Consider the following 14,448-nt stretch of genomic DNA (forward strand, 5'->3'; position numbering starts at 1 on the left):
GTATCCGTCCGCGGCCGCGGGTGTACGGGTCGCGCTGGTGGATGCCGTGCCGCAGGCCGGCGGGCGGTTGCACCGGCATCCCGCGACACCCGGTGGGTGCCGCGGCGTGCGCCCCGCGCGGGGCCCGTCGGGGAAACGTCGTCGCGGGAGGCAGACGTGAGCGGGGGAAGGTACGAGCTGGCCGTCGTGGGCGCCGGGCCGGCGGGGGTCGCGGCGGCGCTGGAGGCCGCGGACGCGGGTGTACGGGTCGCGCTGGTGGACGCCGCGCCGCAGGCCGGCGGGCAGTTCTACCGGCAGCCCGCGCCGGGGCTCCGGGCGCGCAGGGCGGGGGCCCTGCACCACGCGTGGCGCACCTGGCGGAGGCTGCGCGGGCGCCTGGATGCCCACATCGGCGCGGGCCGCATCACCCACCTGCCGGGGTGCCAGGCCTGGAGCCTGGAACCGGGGTTCACCGTGCACACGCTCGAGGCGGGCGCGATCGGCGCGGACGCGGTGGTCCTGGCGACCGGGGGCTACGAGAAGGTGCTGCCGTTCCCCGGCTGGACGCTGCCGGGGGTCGTCACGGCGGGCGGCGCGCAGGCCATGCTCAAGGGCGGCCTGGTGCTCCCCGGCCGTACGGTCGTCGTCGCCGGGACGGGACCGCTGCTGCTCCCGGTCGCCGCGGGCCTCGCGGCCGCCGGGGCGCGCGTCGCGGCGCTCGCCGAGGCCGCCGACCCGCGCGACCTGCTGCGGCACGCCGCCGCCGTGCCCCTCGGCAAGGCCGTGGAGGGTGCCGCCTACGCCGCCCGCCTCGCCCGGCACGGCATCCGCGTGCGCTGGCGGCACACCGTCGTCGCCGCGCACGGCGAGGACCGCGTCGAAGCGGTCACCCTGGCGGGGCCCGGCGGCGCACGGCGCCGCGTCGCCTGCGACGCCCTCGCCGTCGGCCACGGGCTGCTGCCGCACACCGACCTCGCCGGCTCCTTCGAGGTGGACGCCGAACAGCGCACCCCCACCCCCGGCGTCTGGGCCGCGGGCGAGGTCACCGGCGTCGGCGGCGCGGAACTCGCCCTTGCCGAGGGGGAGATCGCCGGCCGCTCCGCCGCCGCCCGGCTGCGCGGCCGCGAGCCCGACCCCGCGTCGTGGGCGGCCGCCGCGCGCCGCCGCGAACGGCTGCGGAGGTTCGCCGCCGTGCTGGACGCCGTCTACCGGCTCCCCGGCGACTGGGCGGAGTCCGCCGTCACCGACGACACCCTGGTGTGCCGCTGCGAGGAGGTGCCCGCCTGCGCCGTCCGCGAGGCCGTGCGCGACCTCGGCGCCGGCGACCTGCGCACCGTCAAGCTGCTCACCCGCGCCGGGATGGGCTGGTGCCAGGGCCGCGTCTGCGGCCCCGGTGTCGCCGCCGTCGCCGGATGCCCCTTCACCGACCCCGGGCGGCCCCTCGCCCGGCCCGTGCCGCTCGGCCTGCTGGCCGCTGGGGCAGCCGAAGAGGAAGAGAGGGAACAGCCATGAACACCATCCCCGACCGTCCGTGGCGCGGCGTGCTCGTCGCCACCGCCCTGCCGCTGCGCGCCGAGGACCTGTCCGTCGACTACGAGGCCTACGCCGCCCACTGCGCCTGGCTGGTGGCGAACGGCTGCGACGGCGTCGTGCCCAACGGCTCGCTCGGCGAGTACCAGGTCCTGACCCCCGCCGAGCGCGCGCGGGTCGTGGAGACGGCCGTCGCCGAGATCGGAGGGGAACGCGTCGTGCCGGGCGTCGCCGCGTACGGCTCCGGCGAGGCGCGCCGCTGGGCGGAGCACGCCGCCGACGCCGGCTGCTCGGCCGTGATGCTGCTGCCGCCCAACGCCTACCGCGCGGACGAGCGTTCCGTGCACGCCCACTACGCCGAGGTCGCACGGGCCGGGCTGCCGGTCGTCGCGTACAACAACCCGTACGACACCAAGGTCGACCTGACCCCGCGCCTGCTCGCGGAGCTGCACGAAGCGGGCCACATCCAGGCCGTGAAGGAGTTCAGCGGCGATGTTCGCCGTGCCTGGGAGCTGGCCGAACTTGCCCCGGAACTCGACCTCGTGATCGGCGCGGACGACGTCCTGCTCGAGCTGGCCACCGCGGGCGCCAAGGGCTGGGTGGCGGGCTACCCCAACGCCCTGCCCCGCGCCTGCGGCGAGCTCTTCCGCGCCGCGGTCGCCGGGGACACCGGGACGGCGCTGCCGCTCTACCGGGCGCTGCACCCGCTGCTGCGCTGGGACTCCCGGACGGAGTTCGTCCAGGCCATCAAGCTGTCGATGGACCTCGCCGGACGGTACGGGGGCCCCTGCCGCCCGCCGCGCGTCCCGCTGCTGCCGGAGCAGGAGAAGGAGGTCCGCGCCGCCACCGAGGCCGCGATCGCCGCCGGCCTCGCGTAGCCGGCCCCGGCCCCCCCCGAACCCCACGAGGAGGACACACCCCCATGCGCAGCAAACTCGTCCTGCACGCCGTGGACTCCCACACCGAGGGCATGCCCACCCGCGTCGTCACCGGCGGCATCGGCACCGTCCCCGGTGCCACCATGAACGAACGCCGCCTCCACTTCCGTGACCACCTCGACCACATCCGGCACCTGCTCATGGACGAACCGCGCGGCCACGCCGCGATGAGCGGGGCGATCCTGCAGCCGCCGACCCGCCCGGACGCCGACTACGGCGTGATCTACATCGAGGTCTCCGGCTACCTCCCGATGTGCGGGCACGGCACGATCGGCGTGGCGACCGTCCTCGTCGAGACGGGCATGGTGCCGGTGACCGAACCGGTTACCACGGTCCGCCTCGACACCCCGGCCGGTCTGGTCGTCGCGGAGGTCGCCGTCAGCGGCGGCGCGGCGACCGCGGTGACCCTGCGCAACGTCCCCTCGTTCAGCGTCGCGCTGGACCGCAAGGCCGTCCTCGCCGACGGCCGCACGGTCACCTACGACCTCGCCTACGGCGGCAACTTCTACGCGATCCTGCCCCTGGACGCCTTCGGTCTGCCCTTCGACCGGTCCCGCAAGGACGACATCCTCGCCGCGGGCCTCGCGCTGATGGACGCGATCAACGCCGAGGAACCGCCCGTCCACCCGGAGGACCCGACCATCCGCGGCTGCAAGCACGTCCAGTTGCTGGCGCCCGGGTCCACGGCGGTCCGTTCGCGGCACGCCATGGCCATCCACCCGGGCTGGTTCGACCGTTCGCCGTGCGGCACCGGCACGAGCGCGCGCATGGCGCAGCTGCACGCCCGTGGCGAACTGCCCCTGCGCCAGGACTTCGTGAACGAGTCCTTCATCGGCACGCACTTCACCGGCCGGCTCACCGGCACCACCGAGGTGGCCGGCGTGCCCGCCGTGCTGCCGTCCGTCACGGGCCGCGCCTGGATCACCGGCACGGCCCAGTACCTGCTCGACCCATCCGATCCGTTCCCCGCCGGATTCGTCCTCTAGCGGCCCGGACACCGATACTGGTCGCATACATGCCACGTCGCCGAGGAGGAGCCACCGCATGGCAGCGCACGACGGGCCCGCCCTGCCCGCCCTCGGCGGGCAGCGCACCGGCAGTTACCGCGAACTCGTCGCGGACGCGCTGCGCGCCGCACTGGTCGCGGGGGAGCTGCGCCCCGGCGAGGTGCACTCGGTGCCCGCGCTGGCGGCCCGCTTCGGCATCTCGGCCACGCCCGTCCGCGAGGCGCTGCTGGACCTGTCCAAGGAGGGACTGCTCGACCCGGTGCCCAACAAGGGCTTCCGGGTGACCGCGGTCTCCGAGCGGCAGCTCGACGAGTACACCCACATCCGCTCGCTCATCGAGGTCCCGACCGTCACCGGTCTCGCCTCCACCGCCGACGCCACGGCGCTGGAGGCGCTGCGCCCGGCGGCCGAGGAGATCGTCACCGCCGCCGCGGCCGGCGACCTCATCGCCTACGTGGAGGCCGACCGCCGCTTCCACCTCGGGCTGCTCGCGCTCGCCGGCAACGAGCACCTGGTCGAGGTCGTCGGCGACCTGCGCAAGCGCTCCAGGCTGTACGGCCTCACGGCGCTCGCCGAGCGCGGCCTGCTCCGGGCCTCCGCGGAGGAGCACCTGGAACTGCTGGACGCGCTGCTGGCCCGCGACGGGGCGGCCGTACAGGCCGTCATGACCCGTCACCTCGGGCACGTCAGGGGCCTGTGGGCACGCTGACCGGCGGAGGCGGCCCGGGACCGTTCTTCGCCGTGCGCACCGGGCCGGGGGAGCCGCAGGCCGAGGGCTTCGTGCCGCTGGCGGAGGTCTGCGCAGGACGCCCTTCGCCAGCGCTCACCGGACGGGTGGCGGAGGTCGGCCGGCGGCTCGGCACGCCGGAGCGGCGCGTCGCCGCCTCGCTCGCCCAGCAGGGGCTGGCCGCGCGGCTGTGGTCCGTCGCGCTCGGCCCGGCGGCGCTGACCGGCCGCATGCCCGACCTGTCCGGCGGACGCCTGTGGTGGCACCCCGGCCGGTCCGCCCCGGACGAGCTGTGGCTGCCGGACGGCGCCCCGCGGGTGCCCGCCGGCCGGCTGCGCGAGGACGTGCTCCTGGGCCACCTGGTGCCCCTCTGCGAGGCCGTGCACGCGGTGTCGGGCGTCGCGCCCGGGCTGCTGTGGGGCAACGTCGCCTCGGCCCTCGCCGGCACCCTGCGGGTGCTGCACTCCTGGTGCCTGGGGGAGGGTGCGCGGCCTGACGCGGCCGCCCGCGCCGTCGCGCTGGCGGAGGAACTGACGGCGGATCCGCTGCTGCGCGACGCCGGCGAGCTCCGCCTCACCGGGCCCGGGGCGCCCGCCTACACCCGCCGCAGCTGCTGCCTGTACTACCGGGTGCCGGGCGGCGGGCTGTGCGGCGACTGCGCGCTGCGCTGAGGGCCGGCCGACCGCCCGCGGGCGCCCCGGCGAACTCCCGGTGACCAGGAACTATCCATGTGGGCATAGAAGTTGATGATGTGAAAAGCTGTCGTCAGCGGTGCCGGGTCAGGGCCCGGACGGCCGCCGAGAGGAGCGCAGCGTGATGGAGAACGGCTTCCGCGCCGAGGAGATCGACACCGGCAGGCCGCACCCCGCGCGGATCTACGACTACCTGCTGGGCGGCAAGGACAACTACGAGGTGGACCGCAAGGCCGCCGACGCGCTCGCCGCCGCCGCGCCCGAGGTGAGGATCGGCGTCCGCGCCAACCGGGCCTTCATGCGCCGCGCCGTCCGGCACGTGGTCGGCAGCGGCGTCCGCCAGATCCTCGACGTCGGCACCGGCCTGCCCACCTCCCCCAACGTGCACGAGATCGCCCAGGAAGTGGCGCCGGACGTCCGCATCGCGTACGTCGACAACGACCCGATCGTCAACACCCACGCCAACGCCCTGCTCAGCCGCTCGGGCGCCACCAGCGTCGTGCTCGGCGACCTGCGCGACCCCCGGGCGGTGCTGGAGCACCCCGACGTCCGCCGGGTCATCGACTTCGACGAACCGGTCGCCCTGCTCCTCGTCGCCGTCCTCCACTTCCTCACCGAGGAGGAGAAGCCCGCGGAGGTGGTCGCCACCCTGCGCGACGCGCTCCCGGCCGGCAGCTACCTGGTGCTCTCGCACGCCACCGGCGACTTCGCCGACCGCAGCGACGCCCAGGCCGTCTACAACAACGCCACCGCGACCCTCAACCTGCGCTCCCGCACCGAGGTCGAGCGGCTCTTCGACGGCTTCGAGCTGGAGGAGCCGGGCCTCGTCCAGGTCCCCTTCTGGCGCCCCGACACGCCCGTCCCGCCGCGCTCCGGCGAGATCGGCTTCTACGGCGGCGTCGCCCGCCGCGGCTAGGCCGTGTCGTCAAAGTAGCTCCGGCCGCCCGGAGGGCGGGCCCCGCGGGGTCTGGTGCGGTGCATCGCAAGGCGGAGAGTCGTCCTCGTAGTGGGCTACTCGGACGATTCGACAACGCAGCGAAGTGCCGTGCCTGGGGGCACCTCCCAGCGGAGCTGGGGGAGCGCTGCGGGGCAGGAGGGACTTTGACGACACGGCCTAGGCCCTGTCGTTCAGGCGGGCCGGTCCAGCCGGGCCTTGAGCACCCGGGCCCTGGCCTGCTGGACCGCCCCCGCCTGGGAGGCGGCGAAGCGCAGCAGGCCCGGAGGCGTGCGCAGGCGCAGGGTGTCGGTGACGAGGCTGCCGGCACCGTCGCGGTCGATGGCGAAGCGGTAACCCATGCGCACCCGGGCGGGGCTGCGGACCTCGCCCGAGATCTCGGCGGAGTCCGGCAGCCGGTCCGGGACGGCGACGAGCGTCACGTCGATGACGTTGTCGTGCCGCAGCAGACCCAGGAGCCGGAACCGCTCCACGGCCGTGTAGCGCACGCCCCCGTCGCAGCGGCGCACATCGCGGACGTCGACGAGCAGCGGCGACAGGCCGATGTAGTGCGCCGGCTCGGCCAGGTGCGCGAAGACCTCCTCCGGCGGCGCGGCTATCCGGAAGGTGTGCTCCAGTTCGGTGGACGGCATCGCGAACCCTCCTTGGCGCGGCGGCACATGGCACGGCGATCCTCCCACCTCCCGCCGCCCGCGCACCCCGCACGACCGTGCGGCCCCGGTCCGGAGGGCAGGGCACGTGCCGGGGGGTCGGCGGCGGGTGAGGCCGGGCGCCAAACGCGCGGGGCCGTCGACCGCGTCTTCCGGAGGAGGAAGGACGCAGGCGACGGCCCACGACGGCCCCAGAGGGGATGCAGGTCCTGTGACCTGCGGTGTTCTTAGATGTCGAAGTAGAGCTCGAACTCGTGCGGGTGCGGCCGCAGCGCGATCGGGGCGATCTCGTTGGTCCGCTTGTAGTCGATCCAGGTCTCGATCAGGTCGGAGGTGAAGACACCGCCCTGGAGGAGGAACTCGTGGTCGGACTCGAGGGACTCCAGGACCGCCGACAGCGAGGTCGGGACCTGGGGGACGCCCGCGTGCTCCTCGGGGGCGAGCTCGTAGAGGTCCTTGTCGACGGGCTCGGCCGGCTCGATCTTGTTCTTGATGCCGTCGAGGCCGGCCAGCAGCAGCGCCGAGAAGGCCAGGTACGGGTTGCCGGAGGAGTCCGGGGCGCGGAACTCGATGCGCTTGGCCTTGGGGTTCGCACCCGTGATCGGGATGCGGATGGCCGCGGAGCGGTTGCGCTGCGAGTAGACCAGGTTGACCGGGGCCTCGAAGCCGGGGACCAGGCGGTGGTAGGAGTTCACCGTGGGGTTGGTGAACGCCAGCAGCGCCGGGGCGTGCTTCAGGATGCCGCCGATGTAGTAGCGGGCGGTGTCGGACAGGCCCGCGTAGCCCTGCTCGTCGTAGAACAGCGGGTCGCCGCCGGCCCACAGGGACTGGTGGACGTGCATGCCGGAGCCGTTGTCGCCGAAGATCGGCTTGGGCATGAAGGTCGCGGTCTTGCCGGCGCGCCAGGCGACGTTCTTCACGATGTACTTGAAGAGCATCAGGTCGTCGGCCGCGGCGAGCAGCGTGTTGAACTTGTAGTTGATCTCGGCCTGGCCGGCGGTGCCCACCTCGTGGTGCTGGCGCTCGACCTGCAGGCCGGACTTGATCAGCTCCAGGGTGATCTCGGCACGGAGGTCGGCGAAGTGGTCGACCGGCGGGACCGGGAAGTAGCCGCCCTTGTACTTGACCTTGTAGCCGCGGTTGTCCTGCTCCGCACCGCTGTTCCAGGCGCCGGCCTCGGAGTCGATGTGGTAGAAGGACTGGTTCGCGCTGGTCTCGAAGCGGGCGCTGTCGAAGACGTAGAACTCGGCCTCGGGGCCGAAGTACGCGGTGTCGGCGATGCCGGAGGAGGCGAGGTAGGCCTCGGCCTTCTTCGCCACGTTCCGCGGGTCACGGCTGTACTGCTCGCCGGTGATCGGGTCGTGGATGAAGAAGTTGACGTTGAGCGTGGAGTCCCTGCGGAACGGGTCCAGCTTGGCCGTGGAGAGGTCGGGCACCAGAGCCATGTCGGACTCGTGGATCGCCTGGAAGCCGCGGATCGAGGACCCGTCGAACATCAGCTGCTCGTCGGGGTCGAAGGACTCGACCGGGACCGTGAAGTGCTGCATCACACCGGGCAGGTCGCAGAACCGGACGTCCACGAACTTGACGTCGTTGTCCGAGATGAACTTCTTCACCTCGTCGGCGTTTTGGAACGACATCCAACTCCTCCTTGGCCCGGCCCGGGAGGCCGGATTGCAGCTCATGGGTGCGACCAGTGCGGTGGCGCACGTTGGTGCCGACCATAGAGATCGGGCATTTCCCTCTCGTGACCCAATTGTTTCTTGCAGGTTAACCGAGCCGCCGCGCGGGTGCCGGGTCGGACGCGGGCGCCCGGGGGCGGGGGGTTACCGTGGAGCGGTGGACAACAGGGATGTCATCGGATCGTGGATCGAGGGCCCGAAGGCCGCGGCGGAGCGGATGGGCGTCGACTTCGGCTACCGCGGGCAGCGCCTCGGGCTGCCGGAGCACGGCCCCGGCTCGATCGCCCCGCTGGGGCGGCGCATCGGGGCCCTCTTCATCGACTGGGGCCTGTGCGCGCTGATCGCATACGGGCTGATCGCGCACCGTGACGCGGCCGCGGCCAATCCGTGGACCACGGTGGTCTTCGGCCTCATGAGCGTGCTGCTGCTGGGCACCGTCGGCACCACCCCGGGCAAGCGACTGCTGGGGCTGCGGGTGGTGAGGCAGGACGGCGGGCGGCTCGGCCTGGGCGCGGCGGTGCTGCGGACGCTGCTGCTCCTGCTGGTCGTCCCGGCGGTGGTCTGGGACCGCGACACCCGCGGCATGCACGACCGGGCCGTGAAGGCGGTCCAGGTCCGGATCTGACCGCGGCGCCCGCGACGCGAAGCAGCTGCGAAGCGAAGTGCCCCGGACGAAGGGATTCGTCCGGGGCACTTCGCGTTCGGGTTCGTATGCGATCAGCGGCCCTTCGGCATCCGCATGCCCTTCGGCATCGGACCCTTCGGCACCGGCATGTTGCTCATCAGGTCGCCGAGCGCCCGGAGCCGGTCGTTGACCTCGGTGACCTTGGGGCCGGGCAGGACCCGCGGCAGCTTCAGCAGCGTGGTGCGGATCTTCTTCAGCGGTACCTGACCCTCGTCGTTGCCCACGATGAAGTCGGTGACCGGGACGTCGACGACGATGCGCGCCATCTTCTTCTTCTCGGAGGCCAGCAGGCCCCTCACCCGGTTCGGGTTGCCCTCGCCCACCAGGACGATGCCGGCCTTGCCGACCGCGCGGTGCACGACGTCCTGGCTGCGGGTCATCGCCACCGCGGGCGTCACCGACCAGCCGCGGCCGACGTTGTCCAGCACCGCGGCCGCGGCGCCGGGCTGCCCCTCCAGCTGGCCGAACGCCGCCTTCTCGGCACGCCGCCCGAAGATGATCGCCATCGCCAGCAGGGCCAGCAGGAAGCCCAGGATGCCCGCGTAGATGGGGTGACCGATCAAGAAGCCGATGGCGAGGATGACACCGAAGGTGACGATTCCCACAGCCGCAAGGACGAGACCGACCTTGGAGTCGACCCGCCTGGTCATCTTGTAGGTCTGGGCGATCTGCTTGAGGCGCCCAGGGTTGCTCTCGGATGTATCCCTCGCCATGCCGCACAGGATACGTGGCCCGGGCCGTCCGGGCCCCACCGGAGGGGGTCCGGTCTTCGCCCGCAGGCCCTCGGGGGCTACAGGGCGTCGCCGCGCGAGGCCCGCGAGGAGACCAGGGCGTCCATCACGTGCTGGGCGTCACGGCGGTCCTTGGCGCGCTTGCGGTCCTCCAGGACGGCGGACCAGGCGTTGCGGCGGGCCGTCTCCTCGGCCCCGCGGAACAGGAGGTGCTCCACGGCGCGCAGCGCGCCGGCGGCGGCGCCGGGGATGGTGCTCTGGCGGGTGAGGTGTGCGGCCTGCATGGTGGTGTCCCCCTCAGGACGGCTCAGACGCGGTCGGATGTTCCGCTTATCCAGAGTCACCACATTGTGTTACCAGTCCGTGACCGGTCGGTCAAACCGTCGTGAAGGCCCGGCGGTGGCTTTGCGCCGTTCTCCGCGGAGGCGCCGCACGTCAGGGACGCGTCAGGGGCCCCCGCGGGGGCCCCTGACGTGACGAACCGCACGTTCCCGCGCCGACCCGCAGGTCAGCGCAGCGTGATCAGACCGCCTGGGCGGCGACGACCTCGCCGCGCTCGCCGCGGCGCTCGACGGCCTGCTGGAAGAGCCGGCCGGCCCGGTACGAGGACCGCACGAGCGGGCCCGACATGACGCCGGCGAAGCCGATCTCCTCGGCCTCCTCCTTCAGTTCCACGAACTCCTGGGGCTTCACCCAGCGCTCCACCGGGTGGTGCCGCAGGCTCGGGCGCAGGTACTGGGTGATGGTGATCAGCTCGCAGCCGGCGTCGTGCAGGTCCTGCAGCGCCCGGCTGACCTCCTCGCGCTCCTCGCCCATGCCGAGGATGAGGTTGGACTTGGTCACCAGGCCCGCCTCGCGCGCCTTGGTGATGACCTCGAGCGAGCGCTCGTAGCGGAAGCCCGGACGGATGCGCTTGAAGATCCGCGGCACCGTCTCCACGTTGTGGGCGAGCACCTCGGGGCGGGCGCCGAAGACCTCGGCCAGCTGCTCGGGGACCGCGTTGAAGTCCGGGATCAGCAGCTCGACCTTGGTGCGGCCGGCGGCCCGGTCGGCGGTCATGGCGTGGATCTGCCGCACTGTCTCGGCGTACAGCCAGGCTCCGCCGTCCTCCAGGTCGTCGCGCGCGACGCCGGTGATGGTGGCGTAGTTGAGGTCCATGGTGACGACGGACTCGCCGACGCGGCGCGGTTCGTCACGGTCGAGGGCCTGCGGCTTGCCGGTGTCGATCTGGCAGAAGTCGCAGCGGCGGGTGCACTGGTCGCCGCCGATGAGGAAGGTGGCCTCGCGGTCCTCCCAGCACTCGAAGATGTTGGGGCAGCCCGCCTCCTGGCAGACCGTGTGCAGGCCCTCGCGCTTCACCAGGCCGTGCAGCTCGGTGTACGCCGGACCCATCTTGGCCCGGGTCTTGATCCACTCGGGCTTGCGCTCGATGGGGGTCTGGCTGTTGCGGACCTCCAGACGCAGCATCTTGCGGCCTTCAGGCGCTACAGCAGACACGTCCGACTCCCTCTCGAGGCTTCGTTTCCTTGGTGAACATCAGCGTACGCCTGTGGATTCCGGGATGACCCGGGGGAGCGGCTCGGCCGACTCCAGGACCAGCCGCAGGTGCTTCTCCACCACCGGGAGGACTTCGGCGACGGTGACCTCACGGCCGAGTTCGTTGCTGAGCGAGGCGACGCCGGCGTCGCGGATGCCGCACGGCACGATCCGGTCGAACCAGGTGTTGTCGGGGTTGCAGTTCAGCGCGAAGCCGTGCATCGTCACGCCCTTCGCGACGCGGATGCCGATGGCGGCGAGCTTGCGGTCCTCGCGGCGCTGGCCCGCGTTGGACGGCGCGTACTCGGGGCCCGAGAGGCGGGGGTCGAACTCCTCGTCCTGCAGCCGCGGGTCGAAGTCCAGGGTCAGCCCCGGGATCACCGGCGGCCGGTCCTCGATCGGGTCGCCCAGCACCCACACGCCGCTGCGGCCCTCCACCCGGGTGGTCTCGAGGCCGAACTCCGCGCAGGCGTTGATCAGCGCGTCCTCCAGCCGGCGCACGTGAGCGACCACGTCCACGGGGCGCGGCAGCTTCAGGATCGGGTAGCCGACCAGCTGGCCCGGGCCGTGCCAGGTGATCTTGCCGCCACGGTCGACGTCCACCACGGGGGTGCCGTCCAGCGGACGCTCGCTGTCCTCGGTGCGGCGGCCCGCGGTGTAGACGGGCGGGTGTTCCAGCAGCAGGCACGTGTCGGGGATCTCGTCGGCGAAGCGCGCGGCGTGCACGCGGCGCTGCTCCTCCCACGCCTCCAGGTACTCCACCGCGTCCTCGCCGAAGCCCAGGTGGACGAAGCGCAGGTCACTCACGGCCGCTCCCTTTGTGGTCCTTTGCGGCGCCCCTCCACGCGTCAAGAGCGCCTCAGCAACTGTACGTCCGGTGGGGTGGTGTCCTGCACGGGCCCGGGGGCTTAGCACTCGACGTAGGGCAAAGGAAGCGTTCTGCGGATATGTGGGTGCAGATTCACCCGATACGGCGAATGCGCGGCGCTCGGGTGGTGAGTGAGTCGATACAGAACGTTACATTCGCGCCGTTCTGCGGATGGCCCCCGCGGGCTGCGGACGGTGGAAGCCGTCCCGGAAACCGTGACGCCGCGAGCGCGAACGCCCGTACACCCGCAACCTCGCACGCCCGCACGCCCGGAAGGCAGGGGACCGCACCACTGATGTCCGACCGTTCCTCGCAGCGCCCCCCGAACCGTCAACTGGCCGCCCTGATCGCCGAAGCCGGGTTCTCCAACGCCGGGCTCGCCCGCCGGGTGGACCAGCTCGGCATCGAGCACGGTCTGGACCTGCGGTACGACAAGACCTCCGTCACCCGCTGGCTGCGCGGCCAGCAGCCCCGGGGGACGACGCCCGCACTCATCGCCGAGGTCTTCACCCGGCGGCTCGGGCGGCGGCTGTCCGCCCACGACCTCGGCCTCGACGCCGTCGCCCCCGTCTACGCGGGGCTGGAGTACGCCTCCTCCCCGGAGGAGGCCGTGGAGATCGTCTCGGGGCTGTGGCGGAAGGACACCGGGAACCAGGCCGACCTCCGCAAGATCGCGTTCACCCCCGCGGGGCTGGTCGTCCCGAGCCGCGACTGGCTGATCGGCCGGGCGGACGACAGGGTGGGGCGCAGTCCCGAGCCGGGGACCGTCCCGGCCGGTCCCGGGCACGGCGGCGGCCCGGCCGCCGCACGGCTGCCTGCGCAGCGGGCGGGCGGCGCCCTACGCGGCGCGCCCGCGCCGGTCGCGGTCGCCGCGCCCGCGGTGTTCGGCGGCAGCGGCCAGCGGGTCGGCATGGGGGACATCGCCGCCCTGCGGTCCGTCGGCGAGCTCTTCCGCACCCTCGACAACGCCTACGGCGGCGGCCACGCGCGGCAGGCCCTCGTGCGCTACCTGGAGCACGAGGCGGAACCCATGCTGCGCGGCAGCTACGGGGAGACCATGGGCCGCCGCCTCTTCGCCTCGGTCGCCGACCTGACCCGGCTCGCGGGGTGGACCTCGTACGACATCGGCGCCCACGGGCTCGCCCAGCGGTACTTCGTGCAGGCCCTGCGGCTCGCGCAGGCCGCCGGGGACCGGGTCTACGGGGGGTACGTGCTCGTCACGATGAGCCGTCAGGCGGTCTACCTCGGGCACGGCCGCGAGGCCGTCCAGCTGGCCCGGGTCGCCCAGCAGGGCGTCGGCAGCGGCGCCCCGCCGGTCGTGCAGGCGCTCTTCCACGCGGCGGAGGCACGCGGCCACGGGCTGCTCGGCGAGGTCCGTGCCTGCACGGCGGCACTGGTGCGGGCGGAACGCGCGCTGGAGGCGGTCAGGAACGGCGACGACGTCCCCTCCTGGGCGCGCTTCTTCGACGAGGCCCAGCTCGCGGACGAGTTCGGCCACTGCCACCGCGACCTCGGCCAGTACCGCGCGGCCTCGCAGCACGCCGAACGCTCGCTGCAACTGCGCGGCCACGCGTACGCCCGCAGCCGGGTCTTCTGCCGCACGGTGCTGGCCACCGCACGGCTCGGCCTCGGCGAGGTCGACGCCGCCTGCGCCCTGGGCGCGGAGGCCATGCAGGCCGCCGTCGAGATGCGGTCGCTCCGCGCCGTCGAGTACGTCCGCGACTTCGGCCGCCGCCTCGAAACCCACCGCGACGCCGCCCCCGTCCGCGCCTTCCACGACCGCGCGACGGCCCTGGGGGTCCCCGTGGGGTGACGCCCTGCGGGTGCGGGGAGGGGGGTGCCGGGGACGCCGACGCGGTGGTCGTGCTCGTGGGTGGGTGCGGGTCCGTCTCGCTCCCTTCGGTCGCAAAGATGCGGGCTGCGGAAGGGAGGGAGGGGGCCGGCGTGGGTCGGCGGTGCGCGGGTGGGTGGGTGGCCGGGGTTCAGGCGCCGGAGCGGGTGGGGTTTCCGGTGCCTTGGGTCTCCTTGCCGTCCGCGGGTATAGATGGCCGCTTCCACGCCTGCTCCCGGTGGGTGGCGAGCCCGCCGTGACCGGCGTCTGCGGCTGATTCGAGGTGCTGATGAGGGTGGGCGGGACATCGGGCTCGCTTTCACCGACATAGTCGGCGGAACAGAGCCCGATCTTTGAAGCGGGGGACATCGGGCCCGCTTTCGCCGAATATGTCGGCGAAACGGAGCCCGATCCCGGAATGCCACCCCCAAGCCTGCTGCCCTGCCGGGGAATCACCCGCAGACGCCGGTTACGGCGGGCGCGCCCACCACCCAGGGTGGGCGTGGAAGCGGCCATCTCTACCCGCGGACGGCCACGAGACGGACACCCGCGAACAACCGGCCCCGCTCCGGCGCCTGGACCCCGCCACCCACCGGCCCGCACACCGCAGCGATGGACCAGCCGCCCACCCTCCCCG

The 14,448-nt window shown here is 73.3% G+C and carries 14 protein-coding genes; 8 read left to right on the forward strand and 6 right to left on the reverse strand.

The genetic code is table 11. From position 1 onward, the window contains the following. Positions 1–156 precede the first annotated feature (156 nt). The 6 genes from ACFW3D_RS19125 to ACFW3D_RS19150 all read left to right on the forward strand — a co-directional run bounded on the left by ACFW3D_RS19125 (position 157) and on the right by ACFW3D_RS19150 (position 5,789). Positions 157–1,491 (forward strand): FAD-dependent oxidoreductase, encoded by a 1,335-nt coding sequence (locus tag ACFW3D_RS19125; protein WP_500505347.1) that lies wholly within the window; start codon positions 157–159, stop codon positions 1,489–1,491. Next, complete coding sequence (locus ACFW3D_RS19130; RefSeq protein WP_500505348.1) at positions 1,488–2,387, forward strand: dihydrodipicolinate synthase family protein; 900 nt, start codon at positions 1,488–1,490, stop codon at positions 2,385–2,387. The genes ACFW3D_RS19125 and ACFW3D_RS19130 overlap by 4 nt, the downstream gene beginning before the upstream one ends. Positions 2,388–2,431: 44 nt before the next feature. Next, the gene (locus tag ACFW3D_RS19135; protein WP_500505350.1) at positions 2,432–3,433 is read left to right on the forward strand and encodes a proline racemase family protein; all 1,002 of its coding nucleotides are present in this window, start codon (positions 2,432–2,434) and stop codon (positions 3,431–3,433) included. A 58-nt stretch (positions 3,434–3,491) separates the two neighbouring features. Beyond that, the gene (locus tag ACFW3D_RS19140) at positions 3,492–4,163 is read left to right on the forward strand and encodes a GntR family transcriptional regulator (protein ID WP_500505351.1); all 672 of its coding nucleotides are present in this window, start codon (positions 3,492–3,494) and stop codon (positions 4,161–4,163) included. Further along, positions 4,151–4,852, forward strand: coding sequence for a (2Fe-2S)-binding protein (locus ACFW3D_RS19145; protein ID WP_500505352.1), 702 nt, complete (start codon positions 4,151–4,153; stop codon positions 4,850–4,852). Before ACFW3D_RS19140 ends, ACFW3D_RS19145 begins: the two co-directional genes overlap by 13 nt. Positions 4,853–4,997: 145 nt before the next feature. Then, complete coding sequence (locus ACFW3D_RS19150) at positions 4,998–5,789, forward strand: SAM-dependent methyltransferase (protein WP_500505380.1); 792 nt, start codon at positions 4,998–5,000, stop codon at positions 5,787–5,789. Positions 5,790–6,001: 212 nt separating this feature from the next. Here the strand turns inward: ACFW3D_RS19150 and ACFW3D_RS19155 are convergent, their stop codons facing one another. Beyond that, positions 6,002–6,460 carry an SRPBCC family protein gene (locus tag ACFW3D_RS19155; protein WP_500505354.1) on the reverse strand — a complete coding sequence of 153 codons (459 nt, stop codon included), beginning with the start codon at positions 6,458–6,460 and terminating at the stop codon, positions 6,002–6,004. 245 nt (positions 6,461–6,705) lie between these two features. Beyond that, on the reverse strand, positions 6,706–8,118 hold the full coding sequence (gene glnA / locus ACFW3D_RS19160) for a type I glutamate--ammonia ligase (protein ID WP_500505356.1): 1,413 nt from the start codon (positions 8,116–8,118) through the stop codon (positions 6,706–6,708). Positions 8,119–8,317: 199 nt separating this feature from the next. Here glnA and ACFW3D_RS19165 point away from each other — a divergent pair, with 199 nt between their 5' ends. Then, the gene (locus ACFW3D_RS19165) at positions 8,318–8,785 is read left to right on the forward strand and encodes an RDD family protein (protein ID WP_500505358.1); all 468 of its coding nucleotides are present in this window, start codon (positions 8,318–8,320) and stop codon (positions 8,783–8,785) included. A 92-nt stretch (positions 8,786–8,877) separates the two neighbouring features. On the opposite strand, the gene ACFW3D_RS19170 is transcribed toward ACFW3D_RS19165, so the two are convergent. The 4 genes from ACFW3D_RS19170 to lipB form a co-directional block, all read right to left on the reverse strand. After that, a complete protein-coding gene (locus ACFW3D_RS19170; protein ID WP_500505360.1) occupies positions 8,878–9,558 on the reverse strand; it encodes a DUF4191 domain-containing protein in 681 nt (226 codons plus the stop codon). Positions 9,559–9,635: 77 nt separating this feature from the next. Next, positions 9,636–9,860, reverse strand: coding sequence for an SCO2195 family GlnR-regulated protein (locus ACFW3D_RS19175; protein WP_500505361.1), 225 nt, complete (start codon positions 9,858–9,860; stop codon positions 9,636–9,638). Positions 9,861–10,098: 238 nt separating this feature from the next. Further along, positions 10,099–11,073 (reverse strand): lipoyl synthase, encoded by a 975-nt coding sequence (gene lipA / locus ACFW3D_RS19180; RefSeq protein WP_500505363.1) that lies wholly within the window; start codon positions 11,071–11,073, stop codon positions 10,099–10,101. A 39-nt stretch (positions 11,074–11,112) separates the two neighbouring features. Continuing rightward, positions 11,113–11,919: a lipoyl(octanoyl) transferase LipB gene (gene lipB, locus ACFW3D_RS19185; protein ID WP_500505364.1), complete on the reverse strand. Its 807-nt coding sequence runs from the start codon at positions 11,917–11,919 to the stop codon at positions 11,113–11,115. 356 nt (positions 11,920–12,275) lie between these two features. Between lipB and ACFW3D_RS19190 the strand changes: the two genes are divergently transcribed. Beyond that, positions 12,276–13,793 (forward strand): NsdA family TPR-like regulatory protein, encoded by a 1,518-nt coding sequence (locus ACFW3D_RS19190; RefSeq protein ID WP_500505365.1) that lies wholly within the window; start codon positions 12,276–12,278, stop codon positions 13,791–13,793. Positions 13,794–14,448 lie beyond the last annotated feature (655 nt).

Source organism: Streptomyces sp. NPDC058864, from assembly GCF_042742985.1.
Classification (GTDB): Bacteria; Actinomycetota; Actinomycetes; order Streptomycetales; family Streptomycetaceae; genus Actinacidiphila.